We start from the raw sequence: 24,116 nt of genomic DNA, 5'->3' as shown, positions 1-24,116 counted from the left end.
TTGTTTCCCCGGCGCTTGGCAAAGCGCTCTTTTCAGGAGAAGTCCATGTCGGCTGCGACGGTTGCCACTTCTTTCTCTTTTCGCCGTATTTTCATCGCTCTTGGTCTGGCTGTTATGGTTCCGCTGCTATCGGCATGCGGTTTCAACACGATCCCGACCAATGAGGAAAAGGCGAAGGCTGCCTGGGGCGAGGTGCAGAACCAGTACCAGCGCCGCGCCGATCTCGTGCCCAATCTGGTCGAGACCGTGAAAGGCTATGCCGCTCACGAACAGGAAACCCTGCAGGCCGTGATCGAGGCGCGCGCCAAGGCGACGCAGGTGCAGATCACGCCGGAAACGCTCAACAATCCGGAACTCTTCAAGCAGTTCCAGGATAATCAGGCCAATCTGACAAGCGCGCTGTCGCGCCTGATGGTGGTGGTCGAGCGCTATCCGGACCTGAAAGCCAACCAGAACTTCCTTGCATTGCAGTCGCAGCTTGAAGGTACTGAAAACCGCATCGCCGTCGCACGCCGCGACTATATTGAGGCGGTTCGCGTCTACAACACGGCGCTGCGCACCATGCCGACGATGATCTGGACGTGGATCTGGTATCGCGATGCACAGCCGATGCAGAGCTTCAGTGCCGATGCAGGCAGTCAGGCCGCGCCTAAAGTCAACTTCAACTGACGGCGCGTTTCATGATGCGTTTCGGGGCGAGTGCAGCACTCTCGCGTGATCGTCGCGGTCTTGGCTGGTTGGGCTGGCCGCGACATCTCCTTGCGCTCGCTTTCCTGTTGTTTTCCGCAGCGCTGACGCTGCACACGGCGGCCCTTGCACAGGATGCGCCAAAGCCTGCACAGGCCTTGACCGGTCGTGTCGTGGATGCGGCGGGGATCATCGACCCCGCCGAGCGCCAGCAACTGACCCAGAAGCTTGCCGATTTTGAAGCGAAGTCATCGGATCAGGTGGTTGTGGTGACGGTCCCGAGCCTCAACGGCGAAGACATCGAAACCTATTCCAACCGTCTGTTCCGTGCCTGGGCGCTGGGGCAGAAACAGGAAAACAACGGCATATTGCTGGTGGTTGCGCCCAATGACCGCAAGGTGCGGATCGAGGTCGGCTATGGTCTTGAAGGCGTCATGACCGACGCGCTTTCAAGCGTCATCATCAACGGCACCATCATTCCCGAATTCCGTACCGGCAATTACTCGAACGGCATCGTACAGGGTGTTGACGGTATTCTTTCGGTGCTTTCCGGCGATGCCGCCGAGCTTGAAGCGCGGGCCAAGCGCAATGTGCAGTCGAGTTCGGATGATGTCGACTGGGTCTTTGTTGTCTTCATCGCCTTCTGGTGCCTGATCTTCTTCGGCGGTTTCGGCATGGCGATCCTGACGCCGGTTTTCGGACGCAAGATCGGGCCGGGCAAATATCAGTGGCTCGGCATGGTCGTGGATTACAACAATCGCGGCGGCGGCTCTGGCGGCAGGGGTGGTGGCAGCTGGGGCGGCGGCGGTGGCTGGTCGTCCGGCGGGGGAGGCGGCGGTTTCTCCGGTGGTGGCGGTTCATCCGGTGGCGGTGGCGCCTCGGGTAGCTGGTAGGGAGACGCAACGATGAAGCATCAAACGCTGATTGGCGCCGAGGACCATGCCCGCATTGCCGAGGCCATCCGCAAGGCGGAAGCAGAAACCAGCGGCGAAATCTATGCCGTTCTGGCGCGCTCGAGCGATGACTATTTCTTTGCGGCGGGCTTTGTTGCGACTTGCGGCATCCTCATCGCTTCGGTGATCGCGGCCTTTCTCGCCCATTGGTACTGGTTCGATATCCGCCTGCCCATGTTCGGACTTGCGGTGCTGGCGGCGTTCCTGACTGCGATGCTGGTGCTCTGGTTCTTTCCGGCCATCCGCATGATGCTGGTGCCGCGCCGCATCCGTTACAAGCGCGCCCATCTCAATGCGCTGCAACAGTTTCTGGCACGCAATGTCCATATTACCGAGCACCGCACCGGCATTTTGCTCTTTGTCTCTATGGCCGAACATTATGCCGAGGTGATCGCTGATGCGGGCATTCATGCGCGTGTCGAACAGGGCGAGTGGAATGCAATTGTCGCGACGCTCATCCATCACGCTTCCCGCGCGCAAGTGGCCGAAGGTTTCGTGCTGACCATCGGTCAGGCCGGGCTTTTGCTGGAGAAACATTTCCCGGCAGGAGCAGACAATATCAATGAGCTGGACGATCACCTGATCGAGCTCTGACAGGCCGATTCATTCATCAGAATCATCTGCAACTTTAGTCTGAAATGTGGCGAAGCTGACCTCTGGATTCGCCCTTTTGGCAGCACTTTTGAGCTGCGCGGAGAAATCCGCTGGCATATTCCGAAATTTCGCGGGAAGTTTTCGAAGTTTTGTTCCAAATTAAATGGATTAAATGCGGTCTTTCTGACTTTCCGGGAAATTTTTCGTTATTTTCAACGAATTGCCATCGAAACCAATGTCTAATCTGCTAGTTTGGCGCGCATTGCCATCATGACAGGAGTATCCGACGTGACTGCAAAGCAGGATCGGTCGAGCAAGGTTAAAGGTTCCAAGGCAAGCAAGGAGGAGAAGAAGGGAGGCAAGTCGAAGGCGCTTACGGCCTTCTCGCAGCTTCTCTTCGAATGGGCGCCGCCAGAAGATCTGGCCGCTTACGATGCTGCCGCTCTCGACAGTTCAGCCCGTCACGGCTATGCCGCCCTCGAATCCTATCGCAAGGGCAAGAGCATCATCAGCGTCGATAATGGTATCGAGCGCCATGGTCGGCCGGTGAGCGTCATCACCATCGTCAACGACAATATGCCGTTCCTGCTCGACTCCATCATGGGTGAGCTGAATGATCATGTCAGCCAGATTTTCATGGTCGTGCATCCGGTTCTGGACATTGCGCGCGAAAAGGACGAGCTGGTCATTCTGGGCGAAGCATCGCAGCTCGCGCCTGCCAAGGGCGTCGAGCGCGTCAGCCTGGTACAGATTCATCTTCCAGCCCTCGACAAACAGGTCAAGGCCGATCTGACCGCCGCCATCAAGCGCGCGCTCGGACAGGTTCGTGCCGCTGTCAGCGACTGGAAGCCGATGTTGAAGCGCCTCGATGGCGCTATCGCCGATTACAAGCGCGTTTATGAAATGACGAGCGATCCGGCCATGCCGGAGGCCATCGCGTTTCTGGAATGGCTGCGCGATGATCGTTTCATCTTTCTCGGACTTCGCGAACTCACCTTCAAGGGCAAGGGCGACAAGCGCGAACTGGTTCCGGTCAAGGAAACGCTCGGCATTCTCAACGACCATGAAGTCCGCGTCCTGCGCAAGGATGACGACGACACGGTGACGCCGCGTGAGGTAACGGAATTCCTCGACAGCAACGAGCCGCTGATCGTCACCAAGGCGAATTCGCTTTCGCTGGTGCATCGCCGCTCCTATCTCGATTATGTCGGCGTGAAGATATTCGGTGAGAAGGGCGAGGCCATCGGCGAACTGCGCCTGGTCGGTCTCTTCACCTCGGTTGCCTATACGAGTTCGGTTGCAGGCATTCCGTTCATCCGCTCCAAGGCCGATGCCGTCATCAAGCATCTCGGGTTCAACCGCGAGGACCATTCGGGCAAGGCGCTCATCAACGTGCTGGAAGAATATCCGCGCGACGAGCTTTTCCAGATCGATGTGGAAAGCCTGACGGCCAATGCCGAGCTGATCCTTGCGCTCGGCGAACGCCCGCGTGTGCGTGCCGTTCCGCGTCTCGATCGCTTTGGCCGCTTTGCGACCGTGCTGGTCTATATCCCGCGTGACCGTTACGACTCGGTCGTGCGCGAGAAGATCGGACACTATCTCGTTGATATCTATGGCGGCGACAGTTTCGAATTCCACCCGGTCTTCCTGCAGAACGGCCTGACGCGCGTTCAGTTCGTCATCCGCCGTCATGAGCGCTCCACACCGCATGTGGATCGCGAAGCGCTGGAAGCCGAAGTGCGCGCCATTGTCCGCACATGGGACGATGCGGTTCGTGAAAGCTCTGACAGTGCAGACGCAAAGACGGTCGCGCTTGCTGCAAGCTTCCCGCCATCCTATCGCGAAATCTTCACGGCACCGGAAGCGCTGGTCGATGCGGAGCGCATCGCTGGCCTCAGCGCAGAGGCTCCGCTTTTCGTGGACTTCTATCGTTATCGCACCGATGGTCCTGATGCGGTTTCGCTGAAGCTTTATCATCACGGTGCGCCGGTTGTGTTGTCGCAGCGTGTGCCGCTTCTGGAAAACATGGGCTTCCGTGTCGTCAGCGAGCAGACCATCGACCTGCCGCATGCTGGCAAGGACGGCGCTGCCGTTTACGTGCACGACATGCAGCTCGTGAACGCCTATGGCGCTCCCGTCGATCTTTCCGACGATGGCGAGATGCTGGAAGATGTGTTCCGCAATGTCTGGGACGGTCTGGCTGACAATGACGGCTATAACGCGCTGGTGCAGACCGCACGCCTGACGGCACGCCAGATCATGATCCTGCGTTCCTATGGCCGTTATCTGCAACAGGCAGGCATCGCCTATTCGCAGGGCTTCATCGCGGCCGCACTGAACCGTTATCCTGAAATCGCCAGCGATCTCTATTCGCTGTTCGATCTGCGCTTCAACCCATCGGCCAAGCGCCGTGATGCGGCTGAAAAGAAGCTGGTCGATGCTATTGAGACCGCATTGCTTGGCGTGCCGAGCATCGACGACGACCAGATTTTGCGCCGTTTCCGCAATCTGATCGAAGCGACGCTGCGCACCAATGCCTATCAGCCGGATGCCGACGGCAAGCCGCGTGTCACCTTTGCCTTCAAGCTCAATCCGCGTCTGGTCGAAGGCCTGCCGGACCCGCGCCCTTATCGCGAAATCTTCGTCTATGGGCCGGAAGTGGAAGGCGTGCATCTGCGCTTCGGTGCTGTTGCCCGCGGTGGTCTGCGCTGGTCGGACCGCGCACAGGATTATCGCACCGAAGTGCTGGGCCTCGTGAAGGCACAGCAGGTCAAGAATGCGGTGATCGTGCCGGTTGGCGCCAAGGGTGGCTTCTATCCGAAGCGTCTGCCGGTCGGCGGCGATCGCAATGCCGTGTTTGAAGCTGGTCGCGATGCCTACAAGGTGTTCATCTCCACGCTTCTGTCGGTCACCGACAATATCGAGGACAATCATGTCGTGCCGCCGGCGGAAGTCGTGCGCCATGACAATGACGATCCTTATTTCGTCGTTGCTGCCGACAAGGGCACGGCCACCTTCTCCGATACGGCCAATGCCATCAGCCAGACACATGATTTCTGGCTGGACGATGCCTTCGCATCCGGCGGATCCGCCGGTTATGACCACAAGGGCATGGGCATTACCGCGCGCGGCGCATGGGAAGCCGTGAAGCGGCATTTCCGCGAATTCGACATGGATATCCAGACCGAGCCTTTCACGGTTGCCGGTGTGGGCGATATGTCGGGCGATGTGTTCGGCAACGGCATGCTGCTTTCCGAACAGATCAAGCTGGTGGCTGCGTTCGACCATCGCGATATTTTCATCGATCCAAACCCGGTTCCAGCCGACGGCTTTGCCGAACGCAAGCGGCTGTTCGAACTGCCGCGTTCGAGCTGGCAGGATTATGACCGCTCCAAGCTTTCGGTTGGCGGCGGCATCTATAGTCGCAGCCAGAAGACGATTACCCTGTCGGCAGAAGCTGCTGCAGCTATCGGCCTTGGAAAGACCTCCGGCACGCCGCAGGAAATCATGACCGCGATCCTGAAATCGAAGGTCGATCTCCTCTGGTTCGGCGGTATCGGCACCTATATCCGCTCGTCCGCTGAAACGGATGCGCAGGTTGGCGACCGCGCCAATGATGCGATCCGCATCACCGGCTCGGAAGTTGGTGCGCGTGTGATTGGTGAAGGCGCCAATCTCGGTGCAACCCAGCGCGGGCGCATCGAATATGCGCTGGCAGGCGGTCGTGGTAATACCGATGCCATCGACAATTCGGCGGGCGTCAACTGCTCGGACGTCGAGGTCAACATCAAGATCGCTCTGGCTGCTGCCATGCGTTCGGGCAATCTCAAGCGCCCGGCACGCAACAAGCTTCTGGTCAGCATGACCGACGATGTGTCCGAACTGGTTCTGCGCAACAATTATCTGCAGCCGCTGGCGCTTTCGCTCAGCGAAAGGCAGGGTCTGGCAGAACTGCCCTATCAGGCGCGGTTCATGGCGGAGCTGGAAAACCGCAAGCTTCTCGACCGTAAGGTGGAGTATCTGCCGTCCGATGCGCTGCTGGCCGAACGCCAGAAGGCAGGCCAGCCGCTGACACGGCCGGAACTGGCGGTTCTGCTTGCTTATGCCAAGCTGTCGCTGTCGGATGATCTGGTGGCAAGCCAGCTTCCGGACGAACCTTACTTCCAGTCGCTGCTGTTCGGCTATTTCCCGAAGCGCATGACCAAGACTTACGCCGAGGAAATCTCCGGCCATCGTCTGCGCCGTGAAATCGTTGCTACTTTGCTGGCAAACGATGTCATCAACCGTGGCGGTATCACCTTCATCAGCCGTCTGGCCGATACGACGGGTAAGTCGCCTGCTGATATCGTGCGTGCCTATGTGGCAGTGCGCGACGGTTTCGAGATCGATGCGATCTATGATGCCATCGATGCGCTCGACAGCAAGGTGCCGGGCGATGTGCAGAACCAGTTCTACCATCTCGTCGGCGAAATGCTGCAGGCGACGACGGCCTGGGTGCTGCGCAACGATACGACACGCGCCAACCTGACGGAACTGGTGGATACGATCACCAGGGCACGTGCCGAACTGGAACCGCGTTTCGACGGCCTGATGCCGGAATATCTGAAGAGCACGCTTCAGGCCGACAAGGCCGCTTTTGTGGAAAAGGGTGCACCGGAAAAGCTGGCTCAGCGTCTTGCCAATCTGCAGCTTGCAGGCATCATGCCGGACATCGCGCTGATCGCGCATCTGGCCGGTGCCGACCGGGTGGTAACCGCCAAGACCTATTTCGGTGTTTCGGAAGCCTTCCGCATTGGTCGCATCGAGGAAGCTGCGCGCTCCATCCCCGTCACGGACTATTATGACGGGCTTGCCCTGTCACGAGCAAGCGATACGATCACGCAGGCCGCGCGCGGTATCACCATTGCGGCGCTCAAGCGTTTTGCCAAGGACAAGGATCCGGCAGCAGCCTGGTTCGCAGCCGATGGTGCGCGTATCGAGCAGGTGAAAAACCGTATGGTGGCGCTGACGGAAGGTGGTGACCTGACAGTCTCGCGACTGGCGGTTGCAGCGGGCCTGATGTCTGATCTGGCGCAATAGAAAACAACGACATAATCTTGCAAAAGGGCGGCTTCGGTCGCCCTTTTTGTTTCTTTTGAAACAGCATTTCGGGTTATATGGTGCCGCTGATAAAAGCGAAGTATCCAACCGACTGGCCGGTCAATGGTTGGACCAACTTCTTGTCCGGGGGAAGGAACAAACAATTGAGCGATCAGGTTCTGCCTGCTCGGGGCTATGCCTCGCGGCGCGGCGTATGGGGCTGGATATTTTTCGACTGGGCGGCACAGCCATTTTTCACGGTTATTGTCACCTTCATTTTCGGTCCATACTTCATCTCCCGCATGGCCGACACGCCTGAAGCCGGGCAGATTGCCTGGGGCTATGGTATCGCTGCCGCAGGTTTTGTGATCGCTGTTCTTTCGCCTGTTCTGGGGTCGATTGCCGACAAGACAGGCTCCCGCAAACCATGGATCGGCTTTTTTGCTGTCCTCAAGATCGTTGGACTCATGACGCTCTGGTTTGCGGTGCCCGGTGCGAACCTGTTCTGGGTGCTTCTGGCTTTCAGTATCGCGATGGTGTCGGCGGAGTTTTCAATCGTTTTCAACGATTCCATGATGCCGCGGCTCGTCCCGCGCAGCGAGATCGGCAGGGTGTCCAATCTGGCCTGGGGGCTCGGCTATCTGGGTGGTGTTCTGGTGCTGATCTTCGTGGTGGTTTTTCTGGCTGCATCACCCGACACAGGCAAGACGCTGATTGGGCTTCCGCCACTCTTTGGCCTCGACCCCGTCAGCGGCGAAGATGCCCGCATCACCGGCCCCATAGCGGCACTCTGGTATCTTGTTTTCATCATGCCGATGTTTCTGTTTACACCCGATCAGGCGCGCGGGCAGCCGCTGCGTCAGGCAATCGGCAGCGGTCTGGCGGAACTCAAATCGACGCTGCGGGAAGTGCGCGAACATCCGGGGATCACGCGCTTTCTGGCCGCCCGCCTTTTCTATCAGGACGGGCTCAATGCCATTGTCGCGCTCGGCGCCGGTTATGCCGCTTCATTGTTTCAATGGAGCATCAACGAGATTGGCCTCTTCGGCATGATCACCAATGTGTCGGCAATCCTGAGCTGCCTTGTCGCGGCGCGCCTCGATATCAGGCTCGGCTCCAAGATCATCGTCATCGGATCGCTGGTGCTTTTGCTGCTGGCTTCGCTCGGTATCGTTTCCACCGGAACGCATTATCTGCTGTTCGGTCTGGTGCCTGTCAGCTATCCGGAGGCAAAAGGCTTGTTCTCGACAGCTTCGGAACAGGCTTTCCTCATCTACGGGCTGACGATAGGCGTCGCGCTTGGGCCTATACAGGCCTCGTCCCGGTCGTGGTTTGCGCGCAGCATCAAGCCGGAGGAATCGGGTCGATATTTCGGCATCTATGCGCTGGCGGGGCGCGCGACGAGTTTTCTCGGACCGTTTCTGGTTGCGACAATTACCGCGCTCAGCGGCTCGGCTGCACTTGGCATGTCAGTGCTGCTGCTGTTCTTCGCCGTCGGGCTCTATCTGGCGGCCATAACGCCTTACCCCGCCGACAAGCCGCTTACATCCGGCCCGCAGTAACGGGCCGGAATCTGACTTTTATTCGATCCAGCCGAGTGAACGCTGAACCGCTTTTTCCCATGCGTTGAACAAGCGCGTGCGCTCGTCTACGGGCATTCGCGGATGCCAGCGATGGCCCACCTGCCAGTTTTCCACGATGTCGTGCGTGGATTTCCAGTAGCCGACGGCAAGCCCGGCCGCATAGGCAGCACCCAGCGCCGTCGTCTCGATAATTTTCGGGCGCACGACCGGCACGTCCAGAATGTCGGACTGGAACTGCATGAGCAGTTCGTTGATGGTCATGCCGCCATCGGCGCGCAACTCGGTGATTTCGACGCCTGAATCCTTCACCATCGCATCGAGCACTTCGCGCACCTGATAGGCGCTCGCTTCCAGGGCCGCCCGGGCAATGTGCCCCTTGTTGGCGAAGCGGGTGAGGCCAGCAATGATACCGCGCGCTGAATCCTGCCAATGCGGTGCAAAGAGGCCGGAAAAGGCGGGAACGAAATAAACGTCGCCATTGTCCTCGACGGTGCGCGCCAGCGTTTCGATGTCGCCGCTCGTTTTGATGATGCCGAGATTGTCGCGCAGCCATTGCACCAGGGCGCCGGTAATGGCGATGGAGCCTTCCAGCGCATAAACCGGCTTGGCGCCGTCGAGCTTGTAGGCAACCGTGGTCAGCAGACCGTAATTGGAGGGCACCAGTTTCTCGCCGGTGTTCATCAGCATGAAGCAGCCCGTGCCATAGGTGTTCTTGGCTTCGCCCGGTTCCAGACATGCCTGACCGAAGAGCGCTGCCTGCTGGTCGCCCAGAATGCCCGCAAGTTTTACACCGGAAAGGGAGGGCAGGGTGATCTCGCCATAGACCTCGCTTGAAGAGCGGATTTCCGGCAGGCAGGCTGACGGAATATCGAAAAGACGAAGTATGTCTTCATCCCATTGCAGCGTCGAAAGATCCATCAGCTGGGTGCGGGAAGCATTGGTCACATCGGTGATGTGGATGCCGCCCTCGGTGCCACCGGTCAGGTTCCAGACCAGCCATGTGTCGATTGTGCCGAAAAGTGCGTCTCCGGCTTCGGCCTTTTCACGCGCACCCGGAACATTGTCGAGTATCCAGCGCAGCTTGAGCCCGGAGAAATAGGTCGAGATCGGCAGGCCGGTCTTGGCACGCAGCTGGTCTGCGCCACCGTCCTTCGTGTACCGGGAAACAAGTTCGTCGGTGCGCGTATCCATCCAGACGATTGCATTATAGAGCGGCGCACCGGTTTTCCTGTCCCAGAGCAGTGTGGTCTCGCGCTGATTGGTGATGCCGACGGAAGCGATATCACTTGCCTTCAGTTTTGCTTTTTTGAGTGCTGCGGCAATGACGTGCTGTGTGTTGCGCCAGATTTCTATCGGATTGTGTTCGACCCAGCCCGCCTTTGGATAAATCTGCTCATGTTCGCGCTGGTCGCTCGCGACGATATCGCCCTGCCTGTCGAAAATGATGAAACGCGAACTCGTGGTTCCCTGGTCGATGGAACCGATAAACTGCGTCATGGGGCGGGCTCCTCCGTTGATCCGGTCTATGCTGAAAACGAATTTAAACGAAACAATATGAAACTCAATGAAAACGAGGCCCCGGAATGATCGGTTCCGGGGCCTCAATAAATACTTTATTATAAGGGGTTAGAGCATTTCCAGCAAAAGTGCGGAGCGGTTTTGCGCAGGATAATGCGTAAAAGCTCTAATGGCGGAAGTGACGCATCCCCGTCATGACCATGGCGATGCCATGTTCGTCGGCAGCGGCGATCACTTCATCGTCCCGCATGGAACCTCCCGGCTGGATGACCGCGGTTGCACCGGCCTGAACGGCGGAAAGCAGACCGTCGGCAAACGGGAAGAACGCGTCGGAAGCGACCACGCAGCCCTTGGTGAGCGGTTCTGCAAGACCGGCGGCTTCTGCCGCGTCTTCAGCCTTGCGGGCTGCGATGCGGGCTGAATCCACGCGGCTCATCTGGCCTGCGCCGATGCCGACCGTTGCGCCGTCCTTCACATAGACGATGGCGTTCGACTTCACATGCTTGCCGACGCGGAAGGCGAATTTCATATCGTTGAGTTCGGCTTCGGTCGGCGCACGCTTGGTGACGACCTTGAGATCGAGATCGTCGACCACACCATTGTCGCGCGACTGGACCAGCAAACCACCGGCGACTGTCTTGGCGGCGATGCCCTTGGCGCGCGGGTCCGGCAGGCCGCCGGTGACGAGCAGACGGAGGTTCTTCTTGGCAGCAACGATGGCCTGTGCACCTTCGGTGGCATCCGGAGCGATAATGACTTCGGTGAAGATCTTTACGATCTCTTCAGCGGCTTCCTCATCGAGCGTTTTATTGAGCGCAACAATACCGCCGAACGCCGAAACCGGATCGCAGGCGAGTGCCTTCAAATAAGCTTCCTTGATGGTGGCTGCTTCTGCAACGCCGCAAGGATTGGCGTGCTTGATGATGGCGACGGCTGCGGTGCGGGCAGGATCGAATTCTGCGACGAGTTCGAAAGCCGCATCGGTGTCGTTGATGTTGTTGTAGGAGAGCTGCTTGCCCTGAAGCTGGGTCGCGGTGGCAACACCGGGGCGCTTCTCGCCAGTGAGATAAAAGCCAGCCGTCTGGTGCGGGTTTTCTCCGTAGCGCATGACGGAATGCAGCTTGCCTGCGACCGAGCGATAGACCGGAGTTTCTTCGTTGATCGCTTCGGCAAACCAGTTGGAAATGGCTGCGTCATAGGCTGCTGTGCGCGAGAAGGCCTTGGCGGCGAGCTTTTTGCGGAAGGCAAGCGGCAGGGAGCCTGCATGCTTTTCCAGTTCAGCGACGACGTCGGCATAGTCGGCAGGATCGACGACCGTGGCGACATAGGCGTGGTTCTTGGCCGAAGCGCGGATCATCGCGGGGCCACCAATGTCGATGTTTTCGACGGTCGTGTCGTAGTCGCCGCCCTTGAAGCGGACTTCCTCGAACGGATAGAGATTGATGACGGCAAGATCGATGCCGCCGATGCCGTGTTCTTCCATGGCCGCGACGTGTTCCGGATCGTTGCGCACGGCGAGCAGGCCGCCATGGACTGCCGGATGCAGCGTCTTGACGCGTCCGTCCATGATTTCCGGGAAGCCGGTTACTTCGGATACATCCTTCACCGGAATGCCTTCAGCGGCAATCGACTTGGCGGTGCCGCCGGTCGAGAGGATTTCGACACCTTGCGCGTGAAGCGCTTTGGCGAAATCGATCAGGCCGGTTTTGTCGGAAACGGAAAGGAGGGCGCGGCGCACCCGATGAAGATCGGGAGCGGGAATATGCTTGGAGCTGACAGCCATAGGGAGTTGGTCTCTTCGTTGCTGAAACGGATGCGTTCAGGAAAGTGGACGGCTCGCCCTAACACAGACGCGCCGGGAATCCTACCGCAAAAGGCCGGAAAAGAACGGTGAAGAGGTATTTCTTGCCCCGCATTCGGTCCCATTGACCCTCGACCCTTCGAGACGGCGCTGCCGCGCCGCCTCAGGGTGAGGGCGGTGGAGAGCGGACTATACCAAGTCTCATTGAGTTTGACTCATCGAGACTTGGTTAAGCCCGTGCGGCAATTGAGCATTTTCAGGGCGTGATGCGTTAGCATCTTAGCGCCCTGCTATTATACGTAACTGCCGAGTGCGACGCGGCTGAACTGCCAGTTCACTTCCGGCAATTCTGATGCCGGGAAGGAGAGCACGATCTGCTTCGATGTCACGGGGCCACGGAAGCCCGCAAAGAAGATCGAATCTTCCAGTTGCGGCGCAACTTCAAAACAGGAGAAGACCCAGGTATCGTCGCGATCCGCCGACAGAACGATCAATCCGTTCTCATCGAAGGAAATATCGACCGACGGATGCAGATGGAAACGCACGGCGATATTGTCGCGTCCGTTCGCCTTCAACGGACGGCCATCGCCGCGATAGAAGCGGTCTGCGCCCTGAATGACGCTGCCATTGTGCGACAGCACAAGGCGACGTTCGTGATAGATGCCGAACAGGCGCGCATAGCCGTCATGGCTGGCAACAAAGCCCTGTCGTCCCATTTCCTCGATCCGGTCACGCTGCACGCGGGTTGGTCCTGCAATGATCGGCGTGCCGATCATGTTGGAGAGACCCGCATTGAGGCTGAAGCGGCACGATGAGGTGTCGTTGATGGTGGCCGTGGAGTGCGCAGCCGTGGAACGGCCTAATGGACGAAATTCCGGCGGACCGAAACGGTCGATACCGGAATTGACGATATAGCGCTGGCGCCCGGAGGACATTTCGAAGGCGAGGCAGCCGGCATGGGCATCCCGCGAAGCTGTGACCGGCGGCGGCAGTCCGGTATCGGCGATGATGGTGGTCGAACCCATCGAGAGCCGTTCATAGCCGGAATAGGGCGCATGGGTCAGCGGCGATCCGGCAGTCTCGTCATGCCTGAGAACCGAGATGATGCGTTCCGGCATGGTCGGGCCAACGCCGTTGAAAAGCGCAAGGCTGCCATCCTGATGACGGAAGAAACGCAGGGCTGGCAACATGCGCTCGACGGCTTCGATCAGCGCCTTGGGCGGTGCTTCCGTGCCGTTGGCATAGGTCTGGCGGAGCGGCAGAAGATCGGCCAGCAGTTCCAGAACCGTAACGGGATTGCGCGAGATATGCCCGCCATCGGGCAGGATCTGGCGTTTCAGCTCATATTCGAGATTGCGCCGGGCGGCGCGTGCAGTCGGCGGCGAAACAGGCAGAGCCAGAGCGGCGAATGCCAATGCGATGCGGGCGCGCAACCGTTCCTCGCCATCATCCATGGCGGCGGCAACGGTGCGCAGATAACGCACCTGCATGGCAAGCGAGCGCATGAAGCGGCGATAGGCGGGAAGTTCGGCGCCTGACAGAATAAGGTTCGAATGTTGAAGCCAGGCGATGATGCGTTGGGCAGTGACTTCCGGTGACCAGGCGATGCCGCCGATCCGCTTGCCGAACATGCGCATCCAGTCATCGACGAGCGCACGCGCATTGGCGGTTGCCAGTTCGCTATTGGCGCTTTTCAAATGACGCAGCCAGCCGAAACTCTGAAGCGCTGCTTCCCATTCTGGCGTTGGCGGTTCGACGGCGAAAGGCGACAATCCGCCGGTTTCGACCAGACGACCGGCCAGCGCAAAACGGCCATGATAGAATTCCTGTGCCAATTGCGGGTCTGCTACGCGCAGATCAGGCGGTGCGATCAGGATACGGTCGGGGGTGAAGCCGGTGAAGCGCCAGCGATAAAGCGGCCCCATGCGCAGACGGCGGCTGAACTTGCGCCAAGCCTGTGCAACGGCCAGTCCCCAAAGATGTGGGGTTTCGCTGAGGGCGACTGCCACCCGGTCTTTCTCCGTATCGTTTGTCATTATTGTTTGGCCAGATCGAGCAGCCAGTTCCTTTGATACAATTGTACAGAAATGGTGAATCGAGCGTTAACCATAACGGGTATCGCGACCCGTTATGGCAAATTATACGATTTGTTTGCTTATATCCGGTCTCAGGCCCGGCGCTTGAAGCGGGCCGCGAAGAAGCCGTCCATGCCAGCCATGTGCGGATTGCCTTCAAAACGATCCGGCGGCAAGTCTGCCGGAGTGGATCGCAGAAAGCCTTCTGCTGTGACCAGCCCATCCAGAAGCCCGTTCAGACTGGGGCAATCCTGCTCCGTGATCGGGAAAGGTTCCAGCAACGGATTTTCCACTGCCTTGCGCGCCATTTCCTCGCCTTCGAGCGGGTGCAGCGAACAATTGGAAAAGACGATTACGCCGCCGGGTTTGACCAGAGTGGCGGCGTGCGCCAAAAGTTTGCCCTGAAGTTCGGCAAGCTTTGCTATGTCCTGCGGCGTCTTGGTCCAAGGCACATCCGGATGACGACGCACGGTGCCGGTGGAAGAGCAGGGCGCATCCAGAAGCACAGCATCGAACAGTTCGTCCGGCTGGAAATCCATCAGATTGGTGGCAACGGTCTTCGCCTCGAAGCCGAGACGTTCCAGATTGCCGCGCAGGCGCTTCAGCCGGTTTTCGGAAAGGTCGAGCGCGGTCACGTCTGCGCCCTGAAGTACGAGCTGCGCCGTCTTGCCGCCGGGGGCGGCGCACAGATCGGCAACCCGTTTGCCCTTGATATCACCCATCAGGCGCGCAGGCAGGCTCGCGGCCACATCCTGCACCCACCAGTCGCCTTCGGCAAAGCCGGGCAGGTCGGTGAGATTGCCTTCGACCGTTTGCAGGCGCACCGAACCGTTGGGCAGCGCAACGCCACCGAGCTTTTCGGCCCATGCCTTTGCGTCACCCTTGACCGTGAAATCGATCGGCGGCTCATAGGCATGCATGGCAAGAATGGCTGCTGCTTTTTCCGCGCCATAGGCGTCGGTGATGCTTTTGGCAAACCACTCCGGCACATTGGTTTCGGGCTCAAGCGTGTGGGCGAGAGCACGTTCCTTGTTGCGCGAAAGGCGACGCAGCAGCGCATTGACGAGACCGGCATATTTGCGATTGCGCGGATCGTTGTTCGCCGCTTCCACCGCAAGATCGACCGCCGAATGATCGGGCAGGTTCAGATAGAAAATCTGGGCGATGGCCACATGCAGAAGATGTTTCAACGCCACGGCATTTTCCGGCAATGGCCGGTCGAGCCGCTTGTTGATGGCGCGTTCGATGCTGCCGCGATTGCGGAGCGCAGAGCCGAGAATGGCGCGAACCAGCGCGCGGTCGCGCGGCTCCAGCGCCAGATATTGCGGATGGCCGTGCGTATTGTCGGTCAGGCCGTCAAGCGAGGTGTTCTTTTCGATCACCGCACCGAGAAGGCGCGCCGCACACAAACGCGCCGCCAGACCGGGGCGCAGGTCTGCGGCATTGGTGTTCATTTGCGGCTTTTTATTTCCACGCTTCGGCGCGGGCTTTTTATCGTTCACACTGTTCTACTTTATTTAGGACCACGGCCCCCGATAACCGGAACCGCCATTGCTGTTACCGCCTGCATTACCCCATGGACCGCTGCTTTGGGAAGGGGCAGCGGCACGCGGGGCCATTCCAGCCGAGCGGATGCCCATTTCGGCAGCCATCTGTTCAAGTGCTGCAATGCGGTTATCGGTGTCCGGATGGGTCGAAAAAAGATTATCCGCGCCGCGTCCGCTCAAGGGATTGATGATGAACATATGCGCGGTTGCCGGGTTGTGTTCGGCTTCCTCGTTCGGGATGGCCTTGGCGCCACGCGCGATCTTGCCCAGCGCCGAGGACAGCCACAGCGGATTGCCGCAGATTTCCGCGCCGCGCTTGTCGGCGGCATATTCGCGGGTGCGGCTGACAGCCATCTGCACGATCATCGCGGCAAAGGGCGCGACGATCATGGCAAGAATGGTGCCGACCACGCCCATGATGCCGTTGCCGTTCTCGCGATTGCCGCCCAGGAAGAAGGCGAAATTGCCGAGCATGGAGATGGCACCGGCAAGCGTTGCGACGATGGTCATGGTCAGTGTGTCGCGGTTCTGGACGTGCGCCAGCTCGTGCGCCATCACGCCTGCGACTTCTTCCGGCGTCAGGCGGTTGAGGAGGCCAGTCGTGGCTGCAACGGCAGCATTTTCGGGATTGCGGCCCGTGGCAAAAGCGTTCGGCTGGTCTTCATGGATAATGTAGACCTTCGGCATCGGAAGGCCCGCATTGGCGGCGAGCCCACTCACCATGCGGTAATAGTCCGGTGCGCTGCGCTCATCCACTTCCTGCGCATTGTACATGCGCAGCACCATCTTGTCGGAGTTCCAGTAGCCGAACAGGTTCATGGTGACTGCAATCACAAGCGCAATCATCATGCCGCCGCCGCCGCCCAGCAAATAGCCGATGCTCATGAACATGACCGTCATGAGGGCGATCAGCATGGCAGTTTTTGTCATATTCATCTGCGGCGGTCTCCAAATCCTAGGCTGCATGACCCGCAAGGGTTTTGCACGGCAAGCCTTTCTGCCTATATGATGGGTATGAACAGGCTTTGCTTCAATGTTCGAAGCAAAAACCGAGAACGGGATTGTGACCGATGAGCGAAAAAACCGAAAGCCCGCAAAACGTCGACAAGCGCACGTTCGAAGACCTGCCGCCTGCTGCCCAGCGCGCATTGAAGGAAGCTGAAGCGCGCCGCGCTGCCGAAAAGGCAAACGAAGCGCCCCGCGAAATCGGTGGTCGCGGCGGCAAGGACCCCGCCCGTTTCGGCGATTGGGAGATCAAGGGTCGGTCGATCGATTTCTAATAAGTTTGGGATATTGTCGCCCTGCTGGCCTGCAAATCGCGCTCTTCTGCGCTTCCGGTGCTCATGTACTTTTAAGTACACTCCGCTCCGGTTCTCAAAGATCACGATTTTCGTCTCAGCAGGACGACAATCTCATCAAACTTGGGCGCCTTCTCAGACCGCGTTGTTAAAAAAGCCCCGGTTTCCCGGGGCTTTTTATTATTTCTTGTTCTGGCGATTTTCGATCAGGTCGTCCACGACGCCCGGATCGGCCAGCGTCGAGGTATCGCCCAGTGCACCAAACTCGTCTTCGGCGATCTTGCGCAGGATGCGGCGCATGATCTTGCCCGAGCGGGTTTTCGGCAGGCCCGGCGAGAACTGGATCTTGTCCGGCGTGGCAATAGGACCGATTTCCTTGCGCACGTGCTGGGTCAGCTCCTTGCGCAGGGCGTCTTCGTCCTGAACTGCTTCGCCGGTCATCAGCGTGACGTAGCAATAGATGCCCTGTCCCTTGATCGGATGCGGATAGCCCACGACAGCGGCTTCTGAAACCGAGTGATGCGAGACGAGTGCCGATTCGATTTCTGCCGTGCCGAGGCGATGGCCGGAAATGTTGAGCACGTCATCGACGCGGCCTGTGATCCAGTAGTAACCGTCTTCGTCGCGACGGCAGCCGTCGCCGGTGAAGTACTTGCCCTTATAGGTCGAGAAGTAGGCTTCGATGAAGCGCTTGTGATCGCCGTAAAGCGTGCGCATCTGGCCCGGCCAGCTGTCGATGATGCAGAGATTACCGTCCACCGCACCTTCAATGACAGCGCCTTCATTATCGACCAGTTCCGGCTTGATGCCGAAGAACGGTCGTGTTGCCGAACCTGGCTTGAGGTCGGTTGCGCCGGGCAGCGGGGTGATGAGAATGCCGCCGGTTTCCGTCTGCCACCATGTATCGACAATCGGCGACCGCTGGTCACCAACGACGTTGTAATACCATTCCCAGGCTTCCGGGTTGATCGGCTCGCCAACCGAACCGAGCAGGCGCAGCGTCGAACGCGACGAGCGGGTGACGAATTCATCGCCGGCGCCCATCAGGGCGCGGATGGCCGTAGGCGCAGTGTAGAAGATATTGACGTGATGCTTGTCGACGACTTCCCAGAAACGTCCCTGATCGGGGAAGTTGGGCACACCCTCGAACATCAATGTCGTCGCGCCGTTGGCGAGCGGGCCGTAGACGATATAGGAGTGACCTGTCACCCAGCCCACATCCGCCGTGCACCAGTAGATGTCGCCGTCATGATAGTCGAAGACATATTGATGCGTCATCGATGCATAGACGAGATAGCCGCCGGTTGTGTGCAGCACGCCCTTCGGCTTGCCGGTGGAGCCGGAGGTGTAGAGGATGAAGAGCGGGTCTTCCGCATTCATCGGTTCCGGGTCGCAGGTCGGTTCGACGCTAGCAACTTCCTGATGATACCAGAGATCGCGGCCCGGTCCCCAGCTTACCTTGCCGCCGGTGCGGCGCACGGTGAGAACCTTGTTGACCATGACATATTGCTTGGCCGCAATGTCGATGGCGGTATCGGTGTTTTCCTTCAGCGGAACCGGCTTGCCGCCGCGCACGCCTTCGTCGGCCGTGATGACGAAAGTGGATTCGCAGTCGACGATACGACCGGCAAGTGCTTCCGGTGAGAAACCGGCGAAGACGACGGAATGCACAGCGCCGATGCGCGCGCAGGCCAGCATCGCATAAGCCGCTTCCGGGATCATCGGCAGATAGATCGTGACGCGGTCGCCCTTCTTAACGCCGTGCTTCTTCAGCACATTGGCGAGGCGGCAGACATTCTCATGCAATTCGCGATAGGTGATCTTCTTGTCGATATAGGGATTGTCGCCTTCCCAGATGATCGCAACCTGATCACCACGGCTCTTCAGGTGGCGGTCGATACAGTTATAGGAAACGTTGGTAACGCCGTCCTCATACCATTTGATGGATACGTCGCCGTTGAAATCGGTGTTCTTGACCTTGGTGAAGGGCTTGAACCAGTCGATGCGCCGTCCGTGCTTTGCCCAAAAGCTGTCCGGGTCGCTCACGCTTTCCTGATACCATTCGAGATAGGTTGCGTTGTCGATGAGCGTGTTTCTCTTTGCCTCGGCAAGGACCGGGTAAAGCTTTTCCGACATGATTTCCTCCTTCAGCATTCCGCGAGCCGGACGATATCCCGCTCGTATAAATGCACCCAAAAACTGACCGGCACCTCCCGCCGGATGAGACGGTCCACCGTGAAAGGCGAGACCATCGGGTGCCCTGTCTACCTTCCATTGCGGGCAAGGTAAATTAGACAATCGGCGCGTCTATGATCCACAATGACGCATCGTCAGAAATAGCAACTGGCAGCACTCGCTGTCGAATGGTGCTAATATATTGTTTTTACAGTTTAAAAACCATTTGGAGTGATTATCTCCTATTCAGGAGCCTGACAATAAGGCTCTTCACAAAAAGGGGAAATCGCCATGACGACGTCCGCTTTGAACGCAAAGTCAGCCTTCGAACTCCAGCTCGCCGGTTATGGTCTGACGACGGCGAAAGTTTTCTACCACTTGCCTGATCACCCGCATCTGCTGCAGCTTTTCGTCTGGCAGGATTATGACCTCGCGCCCGATTTTCCGGTGCTCAATCATTTCATCGAATTCTGGAATCGGGAAATCGACGGGCCGTTGCATTCGGTCAGCTATACGCATTTCCGGCTGCTTGGCCCCTCGGACTGGAGGAATGTGCAGGGCGAGATCGTCCTGCATTAGGAGCATTTCCAGCAAAAGTGTGAAGCAGTTTTGCGTAGGATAATGCGACAAAAACAAACAGTAGGGGTGACAATTCACGCGGGGTCGGCATAGCTCCGTCCGCCGAAGATGGCCGAGCCGACACGCACCGATGTCGCGCCGAAACCGATGGCGGTTTCATAATCGCCCGACATGCCCATGGAGAGCTTTTCGACCTGTGCCTCGCGGGCGAGCTTTTCCAGAAGCGCGAAATGCGGCCCCGGATTTTCATCCGCAGGCGGGATGCACATCAGCCCCTCGATGGCGAGGCCATGTTCCTTGCGGCAGCGCTCGACAAAGGCGACGGCTTCCTTCGGCGCAATGCCGGCTTTCTGTTCTTCAAGTCCGGTATTCACCTGCACGTAGAGCTTTGGGGCCTTGTTCTGCTTTTTGATCTCGACAGCGAGAGCTGCGGCGATCTTTTCACGGTCGACGGTTTCGATGACATCGAAGAGGGCGACGGCATCGGCGGCCTTGTTGGATTGCAGCGGGCCGATGAGATGCAGTTCGATGCCGGAATAATCGTCGCGCAGTCCCGGCCATTTGGCTTGTGCTTCCTGCACGCGGTTTTCACCGAAGACGCGCTGGCCTGCGTCGAGGACCGGGCGAATTTCTTCGGCATCGAAGGTTTTCGATACGGCGACGAGCGTCACGGAAGCCTTGTCGCGCTGTGCTTCCTCTTCGGCATTGGCGATTGCGGCCTTGACCGTGTTCAGGTTCGCTACGATATCTGACATGAAACTCTCGCTTTCAGGCTTTTCATCCGCAAAAGGTTGACGCTTTCGCCAATACGTGGTGAAGGTCGCCATTAAACATCGACTCTCCTTATTGCATCACCTTCGTACGAGTAAATACGGTCATGGCAGCCGAACGTTATAATCCGCGCGTGGCGGAAGCTCATTGGCAGAAAGTCTGGGAAGAAGACCGGACCTTCGAAACCGACAATAGCGACAGCCGCGAGAAATATTATGTGCTCGAGATGTTCCCCTATCCATCGGGGCGCATCCACATGGGCCATGTGCGCAACTATGCGATGGGTGATGTTGTCGCCCGTTACAAGCGCGCCAAGGGTTTCAACGTGCTTCATCCGATGGGATGGGACGCGTTCGGCATGCCTGCGGAAAATGCAGCGATGCAGAACAAGGTTCATCCGAAAGAATGGACCTACCAGAACATCGCCACGATGCGCAGCCAGCTCAAATCGATGGGTCTTTCGCTCGACTGGGCGCGTGAATTCGCGACCTGCGATGTGGAATATTATCATCGCCAGCAGATGCTGTTCATCGACCTTTTTGAAAAGGGGCTGGTGACGCGCAAGACCTCCAAGGTCAACTGGGATCCGGTCGACAACACCGTGCTTGCCAACGAGCAGGTGGTGGATGGTCGCGGCTGGCGTTCGGGTGCGCTGGTCGAACAGCGTGAACTGACACAGTGGTTCTTCAAGATCACCGATTTCAGCGAGGAATTGCTGGCCGGTCTTGATACGCTCGACCAGTGGCCGGAAAAGGTTCGCCTGATGCAGCGCAACTGGATCGGCAAGTCGGAAGGCCTGCAGGTCCGCTTCGCGCTGGACGCTAAGACTGCCCCTGCCGGCTTCTCGGAAGTTGAAGTTTACACGACCCGTCCGGACACGCTGTTTGGCGCATCGTTCCTGGCAATCGCTGCCGATCATCCGTTGGCCAGAACGCTGGCTGAGGGCAATCAGGCCCTGACCGATTTTATCACCGAATGCCATCAGGCAGGCACGTCGCTGGCAGCACTCGAAACGGCCGAGAAGAAGGGCTACGACACGGGCGTTAAGGTTCGGCATCCGTTCGATGAGAACTGGGAATTGCCCGTCTATGTCGCCAATTTCGTTTTGATGGAATATGGCACCGGGGCGATCTTCGGCTGCCCGTCTGGCGATCAGCGCGATCTTGACTTCGCAAACAAATACGGCTTGCCGGTTGTGCCTGTTGTGATGCCGAAAGGCGAAGATGCTGCGACTTTCGCGATCACCGATACGGCGTATGGCGACGATGGTGTGATGATTAATTCACGCTTCCTCGACGGCATGACACCGGAAGCCGCCTTCAATGAGGTGGCGAATCGTCTGGAACAGACCAGTCTCGGCAACAGCCCGCAGGCAAGCCGCAAGGTGCAGTTCCGTCTGCGTGACTGGGGCATCTCGCGCCAGCGCTATTGGGGTTGCCCGATCCCGATGATCCATTGCGAAAGCTGTGGCGTCAATCCGGTGCCGCGCGCCGATCTGCCGGTCAAGCTGCCGGACGATGTCGAGTTCGACCGTCCGGGCAATCCGCTCGACCGTCATGCAACATGGCGCCATGTGAAGTGCCCGAAATGCGGAGCCGATGCGCGCCGTGAAACGGATACGATGGATACGTTCGTCGATTCGTCCTGGTACTATGCGCGCTTTACGGCGCCTTGGGAAAACGAGCCGACCGACCGAAAGGTTGCCGATCACTGGCTGCCGGTCGATCAGTATATCGGCGGTATCGAACACGCGATCCTGCATTTGCTCTATTCGCGTTTCTTCACCCGCGCGATGAAGGTGGCCGGTCACGTCGGCATCGATGAGCCGTTCAAGGGCCTGTTTACGCAGGGCATGGTGGTGCACGAAACCTACAAGGCCAACGGCCAGTGGGTGGCACCTGCCGACATTCGCATCGAGGAAACCGACGGCAAGCGCAGCGCGACCTTGCTCTCGTCCGGCGAGCCGGTGGAAATCGGTTCCATCGAGAAGATGTCGAAGTCGAAGAAGAATGTTGTCGATCCGGATGACATTATCGCTTCCTACGGTGCTGATACGGCGCGCTGGTTCATGCTGTCTGATTCGCCACCCGAGCGTGACGTGATCTGGACGGAAGCCGGTGCCGAAGGCGCCCATCGTTTTGTGCAGCGCGTCTGGCGTCTGGTGGCGGAAGCTGCCGAACATCTGAAGGACGTTGCGCCCAAGACCGGGACGCAGGGTGAAGCGCTTGTCGTTTCCAAGGCTGCGCACAAGGCGGTCAAGGCTGTCGGTGACGATATCGAGAAGCTCGCCTTCAACCGTGGGGTTGCCCGTCTTTATGAGCTGGTCAACACGGCTGCTGCATCCCTGCAGCAGGTGGCTTCTGGTAATGCGGATGACGAGTTGAAGAGTGCTGTCCGTGACGTCACCGAAAAGCTCATCCTGATGCTGGCGCCGATGATGCCGCATCTGGCTGAACAGTGCCTGGCCGCGCTGGGCGGGAAGATTGCCGGTCGTGAAACGCTGGTTGCCCGCAGTGCCTGGCCGGAATTCGATCCGGCATTGGTGGTGGAAAACGAGATCGTTATGCCGGTGCAGATCAACGGCAAGAAGCGTGGGGATTTGACAATCGCCCGCGACGCTGATCAAGCTAGCATCCAGCAGGCGGTGCTCGAACTTGACTTCGTCAAGGCTGCGCTCAACGGGAGCTCGCCGAAGAAGGTTATCGTGGTGCCGCAAAGGATCGTCAATGTCGTTGCCTGACCGCTTTTTCTCCGCAATCAAAGCTTTCCGGGTTGCGTTTTTCGCACTCGGGGCCGCGGTTCTGATGGCTGGATGCACCGTGCAGCCGCTTTACTCCTCCGGCGCTGGTGCCGGTGGAACCATAGGCGGCAGCGTGACGCCGGACATGCGCACCAAGCTTGCTTCGGTGGCCATCGATCCGGCTGGCGATGTGTTTCAGCAGCAGGTCCGCAATCGCCTGATCTTCCTGCTTGGCGGTGGCGCCGGTGAACCGGCCAACCCGACCTATCGGCTTGGTCTTGGTCTGAGCAGCAATACGATCTCCGCGGTGAGTGTGGATATTGGCGATCAGACCGACCGTACAGGTCGTCCATCGGCTGGTATCGTCAAGGCAACGTCGAACTTCGTGTTGCGTGACAAGGACGGCAAGCCGCTTGCCGCTGGCACCCGCACGGTTGGCGCTTCCTTCGACCGTCCGCGTCAGGAGTTCGCAAACCTGCGTGCCGAACGCGATGCGCGCAAGCGCGCTGCCGAAGAACTTGCCGAACAGGTGTTCCTCGCTCTGGCGCAGAAATTGTCGAAGCTCTGATCGGGCTTCGACCTGACATCGAAAAGCGGTGCCGCAAGGTGCCGCTTTTTTTGTTTTAGAGGTTGGATAATTAGTAATGAATTCAGGAAGGTAACATTGCTGTGCCTACCCAACATTCATGTGTCTTCTTGTTTTTCCTGGAGTGATT

The 24,116-nt window shown here is 58.7% G+C and carries 16 protein-coding genes; 9 read left to right on the top strand and 7 right to left on the bottom strand.

The features are described 5' to 3' along the window. Positions 1-45: 45 nt before the first annotated feature. From CES86_RS09335 to CES86_RS09315, 5 genes are all read left to right on the top strand, one after another. A complete protein-coding gene (locus tag CES86_RS09335; RefSeq protein WP_012091242.1) occupies positions 46-669 on the top strand; it encodes a LemA family protein in 624 nt (207 codons plus the stop codon). An 11-nt stretch (positions 670-680) separates the two neighbouring features. Then, positions 681-1,580 (top strand): TPM domain-containing protein, encoded by a 900-nt coding sequence (locus CES86_RS09330; protein ID WP_094514234.1) that lies wholly within the window; start codon positions 681-683, stop codon positions 1,578-1,580. A gap of 12 nt (positions 1,581-1,592) precedes the next feature. After that, positions 1,593-2,234 (top strand): TPM domain-containing protein, encoded by a 642-nt coding sequence (locus CES86_RS09325; RefSeq protein WP_094514233.1) that lies wholly within the window; start codon positions 1,593-1,595, stop codon positions 2,232-2,234. 288 nt (positions 2,235-2,522) lie between these two features. Further along, a complete protein-coding gene (locus CES86_RS09320; RefSeq protein ID WP_094514262.1) occupies positions 2,523-7,313 on the top strand; it encodes an NAD-glutamate dehydrogenase in 4,791 nt (1,596 codons plus the stop codon). A gap of 164 nt (positions 7,314-7,477) precedes the next feature. Beyond that, positions 7,478-8,875, top strand: coding sequence for an MFS transporter (locus CES86_RS09315; RefSeq protein ID WP_094514260.1), 1,398 nt, complete (start codon positions 7,478-7,480; stop codon positions 8,873-8,875). Between the two features lie 18 nt (positions 8,876-8,893). On the opposite strand, the gene glpK is transcribed toward CES86_RS09315, so the two are convergent. The 5 genes from glpK to htpX all read right to left on the bottom strand — a co-directional run bounded on the left by glpK (position 8,894) and on the right by htpX (position 16,773). Then, on the bottom strand, positions 8,894-10,393 hold the full coding sequence (gene glpK / locus CES86_RS09310; protein ID WP_094514232.1) for a glycerol kinase GlpK: 1,500 nt from the start codon (positions 10,391-10,393) through the stop codon (positions 8,894-8,896). A gap of 187 nt (positions 10,394-10,580) precedes the next feature. Then, positions 10,581-12,197, bottom strand: a complete 1,617-nt coding sequence (gene purH / locus CES86_RS09305; protein WP_043061913.1) for a bifunctional phosphoribosylaminoimidazolecarboxamide formyltransferase/IMP cyclohydrolase — start codon at positions 12,195-12,197, stop codon at positions 10,581-10,583. Between the two features lie 311 nt (positions 12,198-12,508). Then, positions 12,509-14,251, bottom strand: coding sequence for a heparinase II/III family protein (locus CES86_RS09300; RefSeq protein WP_010661483.1), 1,743 nt, complete (start codon positions 14,249-14,251; stop codon positions 12,509-12,511). A gap of 131 nt (positions 14,252-14,382) precedes the next feature. Continuing rightward, positions 14,383-15,792 carry an RsmB/NOP family class I SAM-dependent RNA methyltransferase gene (locus tag CES86_RS09295; protein ID WP_094514230.1) on the bottom strand — a complete coding sequence of 470 codons (1,410 nt, stop codon included), beginning with the start codon at positions 15,790-15,792 and terminating at the stop codon, positions 14,383-14,385. A gap of 15 nt (positions 15,793-15,807) precedes the next feature. After that, positions 15,808-16,773 carry a zinc metalloprotease HtpX gene (gene htpX / locus CES86_RS09290; protein WP_012091250.1) on the bottom strand — a complete coding sequence of 322 codons (966 nt, stop codon included), beginning with the start codon at positions 16,771-16,773 and terminating at the stop codon, positions 15,808-15,810. 134 nt (positions 16,774-16,907) lie between these two features. On the opposite strand from htpX, the gene CES86_RS09285 reads away from it, so the two are divergent. Next, a complete protein-coding gene (locus tag CES86_RS09285; protein WP_012091251.1) occupies positions 16,908-17,117 on the top strand; it encodes a DUF1674 domain-containing protein in 210 nt (69 codons plus the stop codon). 198 nt (positions 17,118-17,315) lie between these two features. On the opposite strand, the gene acs is transcribed toward CES86_RS09285, so the two are convergent. Next, on the bottom strand, positions 17,316-19,271 hold the full coding sequence (acs, locus tag CES86_RS09280; protein ID WP_010661479.1) for an acetate--CoA ligase: 1,956 nt from the start codon (positions 19,269-19,271) through the stop codon (positions 17,316-17,318). A gap of 330 nt (positions 19,272-19,601) precedes the next feature. Here acs and CES86_RS09275 point away from each other — a divergent pair, with 330 nt between their 5' ends. Then, positions 19,602-19,889 carry an usg protein gene (locus tag CES86_RS09275; RefSeq protein WP_006471250.1) on the top strand — a complete coding sequence of 96 codons (288 nt, stop codon included), beginning with the start codon at positions 19,602-19,604 and terminating at the stop codon, positions 19,887-19,889. 74 nt (positions 19,890-19,963) lie between these two features. Here CES86_RS09275 and CES86_RS09270 read toward each other — a convergent pair whose 3' ends face one another. Next, complete coding sequence (locus CES86_RS09270) at positions 19,964-20,644, bottom strand: YggS family pyridoxal phosphate-dependent enzyme (RefSeq protein WP_094514259.1); 681 nt, start codon at positions 20,642-20,644, stop codon at positions 19,964-19,966. Between the two features lie 122 nt (positions 20,645-20,766). Here CES86_RS09270 and leuS point away from each other — a divergent pair, with 122 nt between their 5' ends. Both leuS and lptE read left to right on the top strand, forming a co-directional pair. Further along, a complete protein-coding gene (gene leuS, locus CES86_RS09265) occupies positions 20,767-23,400 on the top strand; it encodes a leucine--tRNA ligase (protein ID WP_094514229.1) in 2,634 nt (877 codons plus the stop codon). Further along, positions 23,387-23,968 (top strand): LPS assembly lipoprotein LptE, encoded by a 582-nt coding sequence (gene lptE, locus CES86_RS09260; protein ID WP_010661475.1) that lies wholly within the window; start codon positions 23,387-23,389, stop codon positions 23,966-23,968. Before leuS ends, lptE begins: the two co-directional genes overlap by 14 nt. Positions 23,969-24,116 lie beyond the last annotated feature (148 nt).

The organism is Brucella lupini (genome assembly GCF_002252535.1).
GTDB classification, from domain to species: Bacteria; Pseudomonadota; Alphaproteobacteria; order Rhizobiales; family Rhizobiaceae; genus Brucella; species Brucella anthropi.
The sequence above is the reverse complement of the archived record's forward strand: the minus strand, read 5'-3'. Positions and strand labels throughout refer to the sequence as shown.

Bases quoted from the DNA above. Each gene is read 5' to 3' on its own strand.
- CES86_RS09325 (WP_094514233.1), top strand. From the start codon at position 1,593: ATGAAGCATCAAACGCTGATTGGCGCCGAGGACCATGCCCGCATTGCC.
- lptE (WP_010661475.1), top strand. From the start codon at position 23,387: ATGTCGTTGCCTGACCGCTTTTTCTCCGCAATCAAAGCTTTCCGGGTT.
- purH (WP_043061913.1), bottom strand. From the start codon at position 12,197: ATGGCTGTCAGCTCCAAGCATATTCCCGCTCCCGATCTTCATCGGGTG.
- htpX (WP_012091250.1), bottom strand. From the start codon at position 16,773: ATGAATATGACAAAAACTGCCATGCTGATCGCCCTCATGACGGTCATG.
- leuS (WP_094514229.1), top strand. From the start codon at position 20,767: ATGGCAGCCGAACGTTATAATCCGCGCGTGGCGGAAGCTCATTGGCAG.
- CES86_RS09275 (WP_006471250.1), top strand. From the start codon at position 19,602: ATGACGACGTCCGCTTTGAACGCAAAGTCAGCCTTCGAACTCCAGCTC.
- CES86_RS09330 (WP_094514234.1), top strand. From the start codon at position 681: ATGATGCGTTTCGGGGCGAGTGCAGCACTCTCGCGTGATCGTCGCGGT.
- glpK (WP_094514232.1), bottom strand. From the start codon at position 10,393: ATGACGCAGTTTATCGGTTCCATCGACCAGGGAACCACGAGTTCGCGT.
- CES86_RS09270 (WP_094514259.1), bottom strand. From the start codon at position 20,644: ATGTCAGATATCGTAGCGAACCTGAACACGGTCAAGGCCGCAATCGCC.
- CES86_RS09335 (WP_012091242.1), top strand. From the start codon at position 46: ATGTCGGCTGCGACGGTTGCCACTTCTTTCTCTTTTCGCCGTATTTTC.
- CES86_RS09285 (WP_012091251.1), top strand. From the start codon at position 16,908: ATGAGCGAAAAAACCGAAAGCCCGCAAAACGTCGACAAGCGCACGTTC.
- CES86_RS09300 (WP_010661483.1), bottom strand. From the start codon at position 14,251: ATGACAAACGATACGGAGAAAGACCGGGTGGCAGTCGCCCTCAGCGAA.
- acs (WP_010661479.1), bottom strand. From the start codon at position 19,271: ATGTCGGAAAAGCTTTACCCGGTCCTTGCCGAGGCAAAGAGAAACACG.